Raw genomic sequence first — 15922 nt, 5'->3', positions numbered from 1 at the left:
CTTACCATAGCTTTATATGCCGCCCTACATTGTTATTAGTAAAATCTAGACTTTCATTACGGTTGTTTGTTAGCGCTATTTTTAAAAGCTTACGTTTCCAATCATGTGATGGACTATAGTGATAGTTTTGTACTAATACCTTGATTATTTGTAATAAGCACCAGCGTTCATATAGTAGTGGCATATTGATTAAGCCAATTTCATCAACTTGCTCCAAGGATAATAATAAATCGTCATCGCTTAAGTTTGTTAGTTCACGCAATGCTTTATAGCCAGAATGAATCGCTTGGTAATGGGGATTCTGCACAAAAGTCATGGAATTCGGAAAAGTAGGCGATGGCTTTATGTTAAGTCGCTTAAATTGATCTAGAATTACTTTAATTTTTTTCAATTTTGGTTCAAGAAATTCATATACTTGTTCTGCTTTTTTATGCTCATCCTCATGGATTTTCAGTCGATTTTGTATAGAGCGTTTTTCTCTTTCTTGTTCTTCTTTTTCTTTTTTGCTGAGTTCTTTAATCCAATTTTTAGCATTAAGGGCTATGGCTAGTTCCTTCATTTTTTTGAAATTTTCTTTTCTTTTTTCAAAATTAACCCCCCCAATTACTTCAATATTTTTTAATTTAATTAGTTTATAATTATGCCAGCGCACATCATTTTTTGACACGCCAGTGCTATAATCAAGTCGAGCATCTGTTTTATATTCAAAGCCTTCTTCTAATAAGTTTTGATAATGTTCGTTTCCAAGATTTAAGAAAACGTTTCTTTCTCCTGCCACTCGCTCAAACCAGACATCATTTAACTGCCGTTTCACACCCACAAAATAAGATTTACCATCGCTTGTTTTTCCTGTAATTTTTAAATACCACTTGTTTAATTCCGTGAATTGATCTTTATCATTAATCAGGTTTTTTAGTTCTCCTTTTAACGTGTTATTTACATGTTCAATATTATACAATTTCTTAATTGCTTCTAAATCTTTGCGTACTAAATTTTTATCAATTGGTTTTGTATTTCCAAAAGAATGGTATCGTTCATTCAATTTTTCGATTGCTAATTCAAAGCGATTTTTTTTATTTTGAGATATTGCTACTAACTGTCGTACAATTCTGTAAATTCTTTCTAAGGCAAATAATATATATCTATTTTCTGGTACATTGAAAATTGGATTAGTTGCTCTACTAGTTAAAAAATTACTATCGCCTTTTGTGGCAATTTCCATGAATGTTCGAGATACAGGTTTGACCATTTTTCGTGGCTTAAGCTCTTGATTTTCACGTAGTTCTGACTTGGGGTTCTTTAGTATTTGTTGAGTGTGAGATATTATATGGTTAATCAAATGAATGGTTTCTTCATTTATACCGCCACTTTGTGTTATTTTTGCTTTTCCAGTGACATAACTATGCTCATCTAAGATTAATTCCCATAAATCACTTTTAAAATCTGATAAGTAGCGATTTAATTGTTTTGCTGTAAACTCTGATGACCCAATATTTACTTGACATATTTGGCTTTGTAAAACAACCGTTATTTTACCAGCAGTTCTGTAGGTTTTGCTTTCCCAGCGTTTGTCTTTTGCTATCCAGAAATTAGCTTCAATCCACCATTCTTTACCTGTGTCTTTGTCAGTGATTTTTTTGAGTGGAATTTTGGTGTCATCTGCTCCCTTAATATAAGGGGCAATCAGATTGTTTTTTAAATATCGAAAAGCTAATTGTCCAAGTCTAATGCCATCTGCTTTTGGATATATCTCGGTATAGCAAAGAAAATGTTGAAGTTCATCATCAAACTCTACATTCAATGAACTAGAAGATTCCTTAATGCTAAGGATCGTATCTTCATTATACCAACTGACATCAAGATACTTCATTTCAAATATTGCTTGCATATTTACGCCCAGTAATTTACAACGCCATCATTTGCTCTAGCATTCGCAATAATGTTTTTAAGCGCAACTACACTTGAAAACTCATCTGTAATCAAGTTATGAGTTCTTATGATATTTTCAAGTTTCGGAAGCATTACCTTATCTATTAAGTCTAGTTTGTTTTGATTGCCAGACTGTTTGTTTCCATCAAAAGTAAATTTTGGTAGTATTTTATGGATTATGAAATTATTAATTGCTTGCTCATTGTTTTCGTTTAAATCAGAAAATAATTTCAAATAATTTAGACCTTGACGAATAGTTCGCATACCAAATTCAACACCTAAAGGGGAGAAAAACTCTTTATTTAAATCAATAAATATTTGACAGAATTTATCTTCATTATCAAATCGAGGGTACGCTTCTCTTATACCTAAGTCATTAATATCAAAATGAAGTGATTTGCTCACATTTTCAAAGCCATAACTTTCAATTTCAGAAGAAATACTCTGCCAATCACTTAGCAAAGGACTTTTAAATTTCATAATATGGGCGCGATCAAGAATTTTAGGTGATAGGTAATGTGTTGTTTCATCAATATTTACTGTGCCGATAATGCGAACATTTGCTGGCATTTTTATTTTGGAAGGGGTGCGAATAACGCCTGATAACATTCTCCTAATATCGCCATGATATTTAATTATTGAATCTTTTTCACTAAATCCAAAAATACGTTTCATCTCTGAATTAATATTTTCGTTTTGTACTAATTTGATAAAATCAATGATTCCATCTTGAGAATGCTTTTTTTCTGCCTCAGAAATGACAGTGACAACGGCTTTAAGTTCTGAAAAAATATGCGCAGATTCATCATCTGAGTACAATTGAATTTCAGGATTAGAATCTCTTGATTCGAGTTTTGATAAAAAGTCGGCGAAATAAAATTCGACTCTCGCCAAGTTCATTTCATCTAGGCAAATAAAATAAGGTATATCAGGATTATTCTGAGCTTCAATTAATGCTTCTAGGAACGGAGTGGCAAGATATTTTTTTTCAAGTGGATTGTAATACCCCAATAGATCTTCAGAACTAGTCCAGTTTGGTTTTACAGGAATGATTTTGGCAACTCCACCTACAGCTTTTGCAAAAGATTGCACTAAATTTGTTTTACCTGAACCAGAGTCACCCGCCAGGATAATTAAATCATTTGTACGAATAAGCGTTAAGTAATTCTCAATAATATGTCTTGGATAAAGAATATCCATGTTTTTTAAGTATGATTGAATATAAAAAACTGCCTGCTTATAGTCTAAATTAAAATCACTGGAAAAACTTAGTGTTTCAATTTTATTAAATTCTGGTACTATATTAATAGAAATTTCATCAAAATCATCATCATCAATAAACTCAAATTTTTTAAGGAAAATAGCTTTTTCTGCAATATATGATTTTAGTTTTTCGATTTTCTTGGACATTTTTTGTATTTCCTTTTCATGCTGATCAATCGCAGTTATCAGCTTTTTATTTTGAATATCAATATCTGACTTTAACTGAGAGCTATTTTCTTCAAGTATAGATTTTTGTTTGGCTAGTTTATTTATTTCAATGTCTTCTTGAGTCTTCTTTGCCTCAAGTGATTTTAAACTCTCTTGTAAAGCAATTTCTTTTTTAACTATATCTTTAGTGAGTTTTGATAACTCAAAATTATAAATAGCTTTTGCGATGTAACTTTCACAATCTGATTCTAAGATGTCGTTTTTATTGATGGGTATTGACTCAAGAATCTCTACTGAACCTATTTTAACTGCCATCTGAAAAGGATTATTATGCCTTATACGTTCCCTTTCGGGGGACAGACTAAGACTGCACTTTATAAAAATACTTTGGTTGTCTCCTAATATCTGTTTGGCATACTCAACATAAATATATGGATCTAGTTTTATATATTCATCCAATGGATAGTTAATTTCCCGGTTTTCGGTTGTTGTTCTTACCTCTTCAATAGAAGCCCACCGGCCATCATTCCTAAGTTTGAGTCTTCCCCAAATTTTAATTTCACCATTAGTTATATTCCAACTTTCATACAATCTCTGATACAGTTCACGGTCAGAAAGATTTTTAATTTCATCTACATGATAGATTGTCTCTGTCGCATTCATCTACGCTTCTTTTCCACTAGAATTGTTATAATTACACTGTTACAGTCTACTCAAATCACCATCAATAAAAAAGTTATATTGACAAGGTGTCGGTTCTAATTCGCATGTTGCTACCGATTGTCTATTTTAGGCGCATTGCCCTTGTGTGCATCCAAAGAATCCACAGGGAATGGATTATTTTTAAGCAATCAACCCGAGTCCAATACGGACAAGGGTTTCATGCACTTTCATTCAAGATTTAAAGTCGATTACGGTTTGTAATCACAACGCCCTTATCTTCTCCAACTGCCCCACCAACTGCCCCAACGCAGCCCGCTGCTCATCCGCCTGCTTGCGCGTCTGTTCCAGCACTGCCGCCGGAGCTTTGTCCGCAAACGCCGGATTATTCAGCCGACCTTCCAGCCCGCCGAGGTTCTTTTGCAGCTTATCGATTTCCTTGCTCAGACGCGCGATTTCCGCGTCTTTGTCGATCAGCCCCGCCAGCGGGATGAGGATTTGCATTTCGCCGACCAGTGCCGTAGCCGATTCCGGCGCATCCGCACCTGCTTCTAGCCACGTCACGTTGCCGACTTTCGCCAGCGTCCGCGCAAACGCTTCGCTGGTGGTGAACAGTGCCTTGTCGGTGTCGCTCCAGTTTTGCAGCAGCACATCCAGCACTTGCCCCGGCTTGATGTCCATCTCGGAACGGATGCGGCGGATGCCCATGATGAAGGCTTTCACCCATTCGATTTCCGCCAGTGCTGCCTGATCAATCAGCGCCGTGTCGGCGACGGGGTAGGGTTGCAGCATGATGGAATCACCGGACACGCCCGCCAAGCCCTTGATGTTCTGCCAAATTTCTTCGGTAATGAACGGCATGATCGGGTGCATCAGGCGCAACGCCGCCTCCAACACGCGCACCAAAGTACGGCGCGTGCCACGTTTGGCGGCTTGGTTGTCGTTGGCTTTGCCCAAAATCGGCTTGGTCAGCTCCAGATACCAGTCGCAGTATTCGTGCCAGGCAAATTCGTACATCGCTTTGGCGGCAAGGTCGAAGCGGTAGTTGTCGATGTGGTCAGCGACTTCCGCCTCAGTCTGTTGCAGCAAGGAAATGATCCAGCGATCCGCCGCCGACAATTCCACCGGCAAAGTATCGTCCAGCCCAGTATCCTGCTCTTCGCACTGCATCAGCACGTAACGCGCCGCGTTCCACAGCTTGTTGCAGAAATTGCGGTAGCCTTCCAGCCGTTGCATGTCGAAGCGGATGTCGCGCCCGGCGGTGGCGAACGAGGCAAACGTCATGCGCAGCGCATCCGTGCCGTGCGGGGTAATGCCGTCGGGGAATTGCTTGCGGGTAGCTTTTTCGATCTTGGGCGCATCTTCTGGACGCATCAAGCCTGTCGTGCGTTTGGCCACCAGTGCTTCGAGGTCGATGCCGTCGATAATGTCGAGCGGGTCAAGCACATTGCCCTTGGATTTGGACATTTTCTGCCCGTCCGCATCCTTCACCAGCCCGTGGATGTACACGTCGCGGAATGGCACGTCGCCCATGAATTTCTTGCCGAACATGATCATCCGCGCCACCCAGAAGAAGATGATGTCGAAGCCGGTCATCAACATCTGCGTGGGGTAAAACGCTTTCAGCGCCTCATCGTCCACATTCGGCCAGCCGAGGGTAGAAAACGGCCACAGCGCGGAGGAGAACCACGTATCCAGCACGTCCTCATCCTGACGCAATACCAGATCGGCAGGCAGGTTGTATTTGCTGCGCACCTCATCTTCGGAACGTGCCACGTAAACATTGCCTGCGTCGTCATACCACGCCGGAATGCGATGCCCCCACCACAGTTGGCGTGAAATACACCAGTCGTCGAGGTTGTTCATCCAGTGGTTGTAGGTGTTCACCCAGTTGCCCGGAATGAAGCGCACTTCGCCGCTTGTCACCACGTCAATCGCGGGTTGCGCAATCGCAGTTTTGCCGCCGGGTCGTCCGTCGTCCAGCGTTTCGCGGGTCAAATCCACGTACCACTGATCGGTCAGGTACGGTTCAATCACCGTGCCGGAACGGTCGCCGCGCGGAACCATCAGTTTGTGGTCTTCGATTTTGTCCAGCAAGCCGAGCGCATCCATGTCCGCCACGATTTGCTTACGCGCAGCAAAACGTTCCAGCCCTTGATACTTTTCCGGTGAAACGTCGTTGATGCAGGCATCAATGGTGAAAATATTGATCAGCGGCAGGTTGTGACGCTTGCCCACTTGATAGTCGTTGAAATCGTGCGCTGGGGTAATCTTCACGCAACCCGTGCCTTTTTCCGGGTCAGCGTAATCGTCGCCCACCACCGGAATCAAGCGGCCTACCAGCGGTAGCACCACGTTTTTGCCGATCAAATGCTGGTAACGCTCGTCTTTCGGGTTTACGGCAACGGCGGAGTCACCCAGCATGGTTTCCGGGCGTGTGGTGGCTACGATCAGGAATTCGTCGGTGGCATTGCCCGCCGCATCCGCCAGCGGGTAGCGGAAGTGCCACATATTGCCGTTTTCTTCTTCGGACACGACTTCAAGGTCGGAAACGGCGGTGTGCAGCACGGTATCCCAGTTCACCAAGCGTTTGCCGCGATAGATCAAACCTTCTTCATGCAGGCGCACGAACACTTCGCGCACCGCTTCCGACAAGCCTTCATCCATCGTAAAGCGTTCGCGTGACCAGTCGGGGGTCGTCCCTAAACGGCGCAATTGGCGGTTGATGGTGTCGCCGGATTGGCCTTTCCATTCCCAGACTTTTTCGAGGAACGTTTCGCGGCCTAAATCGTGGCGGGTTACGCCTTGCGCGAGCAGTTGGCGTTCGACCACCATTTGCGTGGCGATGCCCGCGTGGTCAGTGCCGGGTTGGTAGAGGGTTTTGTCGCCCTTCATGCGGTGGTAGCGGATCAGGGTGTCGATCACCATCTGGTTGAAACCGTGCCCCATGTGCAGCGTGCCGGTGACGTTCGGCGGCGGGATCATGATGCAATACGGCTTGCCGTCGCCTTTGGGGGCGAAATAGCCGCTTCGTTCCCAATGCTGATACCAGCGTTGTTCGATGTCTTGAGGTTGGTAGGTCTTGTCCATGTGCCGCTACTTATAAAGTCGGAAAAAGAGCGGCATTATAACGGGATTTTAACCGTCACCCCAACCCTTTCGGGTCAAGCGCATCACGTAAACCATCCCCCAGAAAATTCAGGCACAACAACGTCACTGCCAGAAACCCCGCCGGAAACAGCAACATCCAAGGGGCAGTTTCCATTTGCGCCGCGCCTTCCGCAATCAACACGCCCCAACTGGTCAACGGCTCTTGCACCCCCAACCCCAAAAAGCTCAGAAACGACTCAAACAAAATCACCTGCGGCACGGTCAACGTCGCATAAACTAGCACCGTTCCCAAGGTATTCGGCACAATATGGCGGCGAATAATCCCGAAATGCCCTACCCCGCCAACCCGCGCGGCTTCCACAAAAGCGCGACCTTTCAGCGATAAAGCTTGCCCGCGCACAATCCGCGCCATCGTCAGCCATTCCACCGCACCAATCGCCACAAAAATCAGGAAAATACTGCGCCCGAAATAAACCATCAGCAAAATCACAAAAAACATAAACGGCAGCGCGTAAAGCACATCCACCAAGCGCATCATCAGCGCGTCAGTGCGCCCGCCCACGTAACCCGCCGTCGCCCCGTAAAGCACCCCAATCAGCAAACTCACCGCCGTTGCCGCCAGCCCCACCGCCAACGAAACCCGCCCGCCCATCAAAGTGCGCACCCACAAATCGCGCCCGTTCGCATCCGTGCCAAACCAATATTGCGCATCCGGCGGCACACCCATTGCGTCCCAATAAATTTCGTCATAAGGGTGCGGGCTAAACAACGGCCCCAACAGGCACAACGCAATGATTAACCCCAACACCAGCGCACTGCCCATTGCCATTTTATTGCGTAATAGCCGCCGCCACGCCTGCTTACCCATAGCGCACCCGTGGATCAAACCAGCCGTACAACACATCTACCAGCAAATTCATCGCAATAATTAACCCGCCGTAAAACACCACCACGCCCATGACCAGGGTGTAATCGCGATTGAGCGCACCTTGCACAAAATGCCGCCCAATCCCCGGAATCCCGAAAATCTGTTCAATCACCACCGAGCCGGTGACAATCGCCGCCGTTGCAGGCCCTAACCACGAAATCAGCGGCAACAACGCCCCTTTCAAAACGTGCCGCCACAAAATTAAACGCAATGGCAAACCCTTGGCAAACGCGGTACGGATGTGCGGGCTACTCAAGGTTTCCAACATACTCGCCCGCATCAGCCGCGCCGCATACGCAACCTGTGGCAATGCCAATGCAATCACCGGCAGCACCATCGACTGCCAACCACTGCCCCACCCCGCCACTGGCAACCACTGCAAAAACACCCCAAACACCAATGCCAACAGCGGAGCCATCACAAAATTGGGGATGGTAATCCCCGTCATTGCCACCGCCATAAGCGCGTGATCCAAGGGACGATTATGATGCAACGCCGCCGCCATTCCTGCCGGAAGCCCCAACAATAACGCCAGCAACATAGCCAACATTCCCAACTGCAACGACACCGGAAAACCTTGCGCAATCAACTCGCTAACGCTGTGATCTTTGTATTTAAACGAAGGGCCAAAATCGCCTTGCAATACATTCAGCAGGTAATACCCGTATTGCACCGGCAACGGCTGATCAAGGTGATAAGCGCGTTCAAGATTTGCGGCAATTTCCGGCGGCACAGGGCGTTCACTGTCAAACGGCCCGCCCGGTGCGAGGCGGATCAGGAAAAACGCGAGAGTAATAATGACCAGCAAGGTAGGTAATGCACCTAATAAACGCCTGATAATGTACCGCAGCATATAAAACGCAACCTTTTTAAAATTTACAGGTGACAAACCATACCAAAGGGCATATTATTTAGTTTATTATAATATGCTAATAAGCTTTTTCCTGCTAGGAACCTTTGCAAACACCACCTAGAGGGAATAAATAATGCATCACGATCAAAACTACGATTTAACAATGGACGAAGCATCGCTGCAAGAAAAAGACATCGAAGCAGCCTGCCGCTCCCTCAAAGCTATCGCCCACCCGTTGCGCCTGAAAATTTTGTGCGTGTTAGGTAAGCATGAGATGAGCGTACAAGAGATTGTCGATTATGTCGGCACTAGCCAGAGCAACGTTTCCCAACACTTAACCATCATGCGCGAAAAAGGCTTACTGCACTCACGCAAGGATTCTAACCGCGTGTTTTACCGCATTTCTGAAAACCGTGCCAGCCTCTTACACGCTTGCTCATCCTTCCGCTAAAGCACAGCCTCACTAGGGCTTGATGCCCAAATAACGGCTCGGATGCACGTCCATCACATTATCCACCCAGCCCGTAACTTTGGAGCTAACCAAGTGCTGAGTGGTGTAATGGTAAACCGGCACAATCGGCATATCGGCAAGCAATACCCGTTCCGCCTGCGCCATTGCCTCGCTGCGTAATTTCGCATCCGCTTGGGTTTCAGCCTCTTTCATCAGGCGGTCAAATTCGGGATTTTTATAGTTGGATGGGTTCATTTCCCCCACGTCTGACTTGAACAAGCCCAAAAAGCTGTAGGCATCGTTGTAATCGCCAATCCAGCCAGAGCGGATCACCTGAAACTGTTTTTGGCTGCGCGAACTCAGGTAAACCTTCCACTCCTCGTTGCGCAATTGCGTGGTTACACCGAGCGTTTGCTTCCACATTGCCGCCACTGCCACCGCCAACTTTTTGTGGTTGTCGCTAGTGTTGTAGAGGATTTCCAGCTCCAGCGGTTTATCCGCCGTGTAACCACTCTCGGCGTAAAGCTGTTTGGCAAGGGCAACACGTGCAGCTTTATCCAGCGATTTTTCCTCCATCGTTTGCTGGGTGTAACCCTCCACCGCCGGAACCCAACCATACGCGGGAATTTCCCCCGATTGGGTAATCTTTTCGGTCAAAATTTCACGGTCAATCGCCAAACTCAAAGCGCGGCGCAATTTGGGGTTATCTTTGAACGCCGGGTGTTCCAGATTCAGCGCGTAATAATACGTGCCAATGTAAGCGGAATTGCGGAAGGCATCCGGCAAATTTTCCTTCACCCACGCGGTTTGATCGGACGGAATGTCGTCGGTAATATCGAGTTCCCCAGCGCGGAAACGCTTCAATTCGGTATTTTTATCTTCAGTGGGAATGTATTTCACCGCGTCGAGAGCCACGTTAGCGGCTTCGCGGTACTGCGGATTCTTTTCCAGTTTAATGTGTGATTGCGGCTGCCATTCGCTCAAACGGTACGCGCCATTGCTTACCAAATTGCCGGGTTTTGTCCAGTCTTTACCAAACTTTTCCAGCGCGGCTTGCGGTAATGGGTACGCCATATGATGCGTCAACATACCGAGGAAATACGCGGTCGGAGCCTTGAGTTGCACTTCCAAAGTGTGCGGATCAACGGCTTTCACCGCGATACTTGCCGGGTCTTTGTTTTCGCCTTTGCTGTAACTTTCCGCTCCCGCAACAGGCCAAAGAATAAAGGCGTAATCGGACGCGGTTTCTGGGGCAAGCGCACGTCGCCACGCGTAGACGAAATCGGCGGCAGTCAAAGCACTGCCATCCGACCATTTCACCTCTTTGCGCAAGTGAAAGGTGTAGATTTTGCCATCCGCGCTGGTTTCCCACGATTCCGCCACACCGGGTTGGAGCTTACCGTCCGCACTTTCTGTCACCAAACCCTCGAACAAATCACGCTGAATATTGGCTTCAGGTACGCCGGAAGATTTGTGGAAATCCAGCGTTTCCGGCTCTGCGCCATTGCCGCGTTGCAACACGGTTTCCGCCCAGCTCAGCGGTGCGTACAGGAAAAGCGCGAAAGCGACCAGACGGAGTATTGTTAGCATCAGTAAAGTTCCGGGCGTTGGGTGGTTCAAGGTAAGTGCATTATGCCACAAGGTTTTTCCAGAAAATATTCACCAGCACTTTTCCGCGCGGGGTTTATCTGTTATACCCTTGGATCAGTTCTCAATACTCAGTATTGGGGATTGTAATGACCGTATAATGAGGAGGAGTTTACTATGATTAAAAAAATTGCAGGCGCATCCGCGTTGTTGATGTTGCTGTCCGTTCCTGCGCAAGCCGCGAATTTCATGGATGCTGCTTGGGCTACGCAAGCCTGTGCTGCGTGGAATGCTGATTCAACCCTGACCAGTGGCTTGATGGATACCGATGGTTACTCATGGGTAAAAAATGACGGCGGACGCGGCTACAAACTGGTGCAAATGTACCGTACCCAATGCGGTGATGCGACCAAAATTCAGCTCAATATCGTGGTGAAAGACGGCAAAGCAAGCTGTGCTTACGGCGGCGCACCCGATGGCAAAGCAATGGATTACGGTGTTGATTACCTGATGCACGCCAATGACGCAGACTGGGCTTGCATGGGCAAAGGTGAGTTTGGCTGTGGTGCAATGGGCGCGATGATGTCCGGCAAGCTGAACTTCAAAGGCCCCAAAGTCGAAGCCATGAAAGTCATGTCACCGTTTGAGAATTTCCTGAAACTGACCGGCAAAGTGGCGGGTGAGAAGAACGAGTGTAAGCAGTAACATCAAAACGCAGGGACACTAGAGGGTATTGACTCTCTGTGTCCCGCTAACAAACTTAAGTAATTATCCAAAAGTTATCGTGTATTTTTCGCCGAAGCCAGCCAGTATAGCTAACACCAGTTCCTTCATGTCCTTGTAGCTTTTATAGGCATCCAGCGGCAACCATTCATATTTGATTTTTCGCCAGAGTATTTCGATAGGATTGAGTTCAGGGCTGTAGGTTGGCAAAAAATGTAAGCAAATTCCCGCCAACATCCAATCTTCACGTTTACCAAGAAAGGCTTTGCTGGTTTGTATCGGGGCGTTATCCAGAATAACCAAGCAAGGTATTTTTGTTTGTGCAAATTCTTCGGCATAACGGTCAGCAAAGGCACTAAAGGCGGCGATGGCAGCTTGTGAGTCAACGCGCCCTTCCACCGTGTGGAAAAAACTATCGTTGTCTAGGCTCATAAAACCCAAGACATTCAAGCGTTTGCTCTGAGCTGTGAGTAGCCTGCGTGTTTCCCCCGTTTCTGCCACCCGTAAGGGACGCAAGGAGTTGTGGTAAAACCTGAACCATCGAAGTAGTAAATAAGCAACTTGCCAGCCGCCGCTTGCTGGTGGAGTAATGCTTGAATTTCCTGCTCACGCTTGAAAGCCACGGGGTCACGTTTATCTTTCAATGAGTTACGCATCCGCTTCCAGAGGTAGTGGAACTTTTTTTTAACAGGCGTTTCAAGGTGCTGGTACTGGCTACTTTCTGGGTTAGATCAGCCAGTTTGGTTTGAGCCGTCTTGATTTGGCGTGGCTCTTCGTCCACTAGGGTTTTCAACAACGCTACTTCAGCTTCTGTGTATATCCGGGGGCAACCAGAGCGGGGACGGTCGTAAAGTCCCAGCAGCCCTTCATGTTCCCAGCGGTCGAGCCACTCACTGATGGCATCGCGCCGTACATCCAAGATTGACCACAGTTCCGCAAGGGTAAAGCCGCGTGTACTCAACAAAATTGCTTGCGCACGTTGACGACAGCGGAATGTAGGGTGGTTCATATACATTTCCTGCAAGGTCACGCGGATTTCTTCAGGGATCGGCTGGGCAAATTTCATCGGTGCGGACATTCTTAAGTGACAAACTACCAGTTTACACCAGCAGGATCTTATACGTGGAAACTTCTAGCTAGTTACTTAATAAACGACCTCTAAAAACACCAAAGCCTCGTATATCCGAATTCTGCTCGCCCTAATCCATATCAGTAATCCGCTGGAAAAGACTTTATTCCTGAAATCGCTATAATAGACGCACAATCCATCTGACTGAACAAAGGAATTCCCCCAATGCCTCAAACAACCTGCTTTGATGTGTTTGAACAGTGCGTACTGGCTGTGCAGGCAGGTGAACTTATTGAGTCCGCCAGTGCCAAGGACAAGGAATTTCACTTCCAGAACTGGTTCGAGAAGCGCCTTCAGACACTTGCGCTGCATTACGAAGGCGCAGGGCGTAACACTTACCCTGATTTTTCTTTGGTCGAGTGTGCAGAAGGTTATGAGGTCAAAGGGCTAGCATGGCCGGGGCGCGAACGTGATTACGATTCCAACAGCCAAGTGCCGACGGGCTACCACAATGGACGGCAGATTTTCTACGTGTTCGGGCGTTACCCGGCAGATCTGTCGGGCTATTCAGAACTGAGTGGGCGGCGGCAATACCCTGTGGTCGATCTGGTGGTTTGTCACGGCGATTTCCTCAACGCCGACCACCACTACGAACACAAAAACAAAAACGTCAAAGGCTTCGGTACTTTCGGCGACATCATGATCCGTGATCGCAAAATGTACGTCGCACCCACACCCTTTGCCCTCACCGAAGGAACGACCGGGTTGATGACCCTGATTGTTCCCGAAGGCTTTAAGGCGGATGCCCGCTTTCAGGAAGTGGGTCGTCTGAGCCGTGTTGAGTCTGATACCTTGGTCGTCGGTTACAGCTTCGATTTGCGTACTAACGCCCTCACTGCTGAACGTATTCCCAATCCGAGCGCGGGAACAGAACGCAAATTCATCGCCTACCGCTTGGTAACTCAGGCATCAAAATCTGTCGTAATGGCGGGTACGGACGCATGAACACCACCGCCCACACCATCCCGTTCCTGCCTACCAGCGAAACCACCGCGATTGAAGGCGATTTCCCGATTGTTGAAATCAGCCAGATTGCCGAACAGGAAAGCTGGCGCAAGGAAATCAACCGCCCGATTTACCACATCCATAAATGGTGGGCGACACGTTTGGGTTCAGTGTTCCGGGGCATTACCTTGGCAGCCTTGAGCGAGCCGGGAACGGATGTTTGGCAAAGCTTTTATAAGCACCACCAACTCAGCGGCAAAGTGGTGCTTGATCCCTTCATGGGCAGTGGCACGACCTTGGGCGAAGCCACCAAACTGGGGGCAAAAGCCATTGGCTGCGACATCAACCCGGTCAGCACATTTCAGGTACGGCAGGCATTTACCCATGTTCCAGAATCGGAGTTACGCGCAGCTTTTGCCCACCTTGAAGCACAAGTTGCCCCTGAAATACGCCGCTACTACCAAACCCGTGATCCTGTCTCAGGTGAACTGATCCCGGTGCTGTATTGCTTTTGGGTCAAGACGGTTACAACCCCGGAAAACGAAACTATTCCGCTGTTTTCACGTTATGTGTTTTCCCAAGACGCTTATCCGAAGAAAAAGCCGAAAGCCCAACTGGTATGCCCTGCTTGTTGGGAGGTGATGGAAAACCGCCACGATGCCACTGAGGTGGTTTGCCCGCATTGCGCCCAGCCTTTCAATCCCCAGCAAGGGCCAGCAGCGGGGCAATACGTCACCGCCACAAACGGCAAACGCTACCGGATTAAAGACCTGTTGCCTGCTGATAAACCATTAGCGCAGCGTATGTATGCGATGATGGCTCTTCGACCCAATGGTGAGAAAATCTATCTCCCCGTTCGGGATGAAGACCAGGCTTTATATGCCGAAGCCGAAACCCGATTAGAGCAGGAAGAGTTGCCGTTGCCGACCTTGTCTGTCCGGTCAGGCCATAATACCGATCAGGCTCTGGGATATAACTACCGCCATTGGCGCGATTTCTTTAATGCCCGCCAATTGTTGTGTTTAGGGTTGCTATTGCGCAGCATCCTTGAAATTGAGGATGTAGCAGTTCAGGAGCAAATGCTGTGTTTGTTTTCCGGCACGTTGGAATTCAACAATATGTTTTGCAGTTTCAAGGGCGAAGGCACGGGCGCAGTACGCCATATGTTTTCCCACCACATCCTGAAACCGGAACGTGCGCCGCTGGAAAACTCGGTGTGGGGAATGGATAAAAGTAGCGGCACATTTAGCACGCTGTTTGAATCCCGTTTGCTGCGAGCAAAACGCTATCTGGATGAGCCGTTTGAAGTGGATTTTCAGCGGACATTATTCGGTGAACGTTTAGGGGCAATTAAAACAGTAGCCAGTTCAGCGATTGATGTGCAACGGGTGGATTCATGGGCGCAATTCAAAGCGATACCGAATGCCATGATGGTGTTGAATGGTGACAGTGCTACTTTGCCAATTCCCGCTAAATCGGTTGATGCGGTGGTGACTGACCCGCCTTATTTCGATTTCGTCCATTACAGTGAATTGAGTGACTTTTTCTTTGCGTGGTTGTCGCCCGTGCTGAAAGGGCGTTATGCATGGTTTGAACGGGCGGATTCTTCTGCTCCCGGTGAAGTTCAGCACAAGGATTCCCGTGTGTTTGCCCGCCAACTTGCTGCCGTGTTTAGCGAATGCCAGCGGGTGCTGAAGGACGATGGGGTGCTGGCGTTTAGTTTCCACCATTCACGGGTCGAAGGTTGGGCTGCTATTTACGAAGCGATTACTTCGGCTGGCTTGGCAGTGGTTGCGGCGCATCCTGTCCATGCAGAATTACGTGCCGCCAGCCCCAAAACGGCAGCGAAAGAACCTATCAGTCTCGATGCCATTCTGATTTGTAAGAAGCGGTCTGTAGCTGATGTTTATATGGATGAAAAGTCAGCCATTGCCAATACTAGAACATTGGTAAAACGGCTGGAAAACGCCGGGATGTCGATTTCCACCACTGACCACTTTGTCATCACTGCATCCCAAATGCTCATCGTTTTATCTTCGCAAACACTGAACTTTGATGCCGTTTGCAATGCCTTACAGAAAGCATCAAAACACACTCATAACTTGTATGTAGTTCATGAAAAAAAGCGCATCCCCGCTGACATGCTATAGTTTACCTAACTCGAACAAGGATCAT

Annotated in this window: 12 protein-coding genes; 4 read left to right on the top strand and 8 right to left on the bottom strand. The window is 47.3% G+C overall.

Annotated elements, in window-relative coordinates; translation table 11 throughout:
• Position 1: 1 nt before the first annotated feature.
• The 5 genes from J9260_RS04420 to oppB all read right to left on the bottom strand — a co-directional run bounded on the left by J9260_RS04420 (position 2) and on the right by oppB (position 8912).
• On the bottom strand, positions 2-1888 hold the full coding sequence (locus tag J9260_RS04420; protein ID WP_210219838.1) for a hypothetical protein: 1887 nt from the start codon (positions 1886-1888) through the stop codon (positions 2-4).
• Positions 1889-1890: 2 nt separating this feature from the next.
• Positions 1891-4023, bottom strand: a complete 2133-nt coding sequence (locus J9260_RS04415; protein ID WP_210219837.1) for an AAA family ATPase — start codon at positions 4021-4023, stop codon at positions 1891-1893.
• 261 nt (positions 4024-4284) lie between these two features.
• Positions 4285-7110 carry a valine--tRNA ligase gene (locus J9260_RS04410; RefSeq protein WP_210219836.1) on the bottom strand — a complete coding sequence of 942 codons (2826 nt, stop codon included), beginning with the start codon at positions 7108-7110 and terminating at the stop codon, positions 4285-4287.
• Positions 7111-7165: 55 nt separating this feature from the next.
• Entirely contained in the window at positions 7166-7999 is an 834-nt protein-coding gene (locus J9260_RS04405; RefSeq protein ID WP_210219835.1) for an ABC transporter permease, read from the bottom strand.
• Positions 7992-8912 (bottom strand): oligopeptide ABC transporter permease OppB, encoded by a 921-nt coding sequence (gene oppB, locus J9260_RS04400; protein WP_210219834.1) that lies wholly within the window; start codon positions 8910-8912, stop codon positions 7992-7994. The genes J9260_RS04405 and oppB overlap by 8 nt, the downstream gene beginning before the upstream one ends.
• Before the next feature lie 133 nt (positions 8913-9045).
• Here oppB and J9260_RS04395 point away from each other — a divergent pair, with 133 nt between their 5' ends.
• On the top strand, positions 9046-9363 hold the full coding sequence (locus tag J9260_RS04395) for an ArsR/SmtB family transcription factor (RefSeq protein ID WP_210219833.1): 318 nt from the start codon (positions 9046-9048) through the stop codon (positions 9361-9363).
• Positions 9364-9375: 12 nt separating this feature from the next.
• Here J9260_RS04395 and J9260_RS04390 read toward each other — a convergent pair whose 3' ends face one another.
• Positions 9376-10953, bottom strand: a complete 1578-nt coding sequence (locus J9260_RS04390; RefSeq protein WP_210219832.1) for a peptide ABC transporter substrate-binding protein — start codon at positions 10951-10953, stop codon at positions 9376-9378.
• A gap of 174 nt (positions 10954-11127) precedes the next feature.
• On the opposite strand from J9260_RS04390, the gene J9260_RS04385 reads away from it, so the two are divergent.
• Positions 11128-11655, top strand: coding sequence for an SCP2 sterol-binding domain-containing protein (locus J9260_RS04385; protein WP_210219831.1), 528 nt, complete (start codon positions 11128-11130; stop codon positions 11653-11655).
• A 63-nt stretch (positions 11656-11718) separates the two neighbouring features.
• On the opposite strand, the gene J9260_RS04380 is transcribed toward J9260_RS04385, so the two are convergent.
• Positions 11719-12174 carry a transposase gene (locus J9260_RS04380; RefSeq protein ID WP_210217793.1) on the bottom strand — a complete coding sequence of 152 codons (456 nt, stop codon included), beginning with the start codon at positions 12172-12174 and terminating at the stop codon, positions 11719-11721.
• A gap of 139 nt (positions 12175-12313) precedes the next feature.
• Positions 12314-12739: a helix-turn-helix domain-containing protein gene (locus tag J9260_RS04375; protein ID WP_210217478.1), complete on the bottom strand. Its 426-nt coding sequence runs from the start codon at positions 12737-12739 to the stop codon at positions 12314-12316.
• A gap of 228 nt (positions 12740-12967) precedes the next feature.
• Here J9260_RS04375 and J9260_RS04370 point away from each other — a divergent pair, with 228 nt between their 5' ends.
• Both J9260_RS04370 and J9260_RS04365 read left to right on the top strand, forming a co-directional pair.
• Complete coding sequence (locus J9260_RS04370) at positions 12968-13747, top strand: hypothetical protein (RefSeq protein WP_210219830.1); 780 nt, start codon at positions 12968-12970, stop codon at positions 13745-13747.
• On the top strand, positions 13744-15897 hold the full coding sequence (locus J9260_RS04365; RefSeq protein WP_210219829.1) for a DNA methyltransferase: 2154 nt from the start codon (positions 13744-13746) through the stop codon (positions 15895-15897). The genes J9260_RS04370 and J9260_RS04365 overlap by 4 nt, the downstream gene beginning before the upstream one ends.
• Positions 15898-15922: the final 25 nt, after the last annotated feature.

This window comes from Thiothrix unzii (assembly GCF_017901175.1).
In the GTDB taxonomy this organism is placed as follows: Bacteria; Pseudomonadota; Gammaproteobacteria; order Thiotrichales; family Thiotrichaceae; genus Thiothrix; species Thiothrix unzii.
Note: the sequence above shows the minus strand (reverse complement) of the source record. Positions and strands in the feature narration are given on the sequence as shown.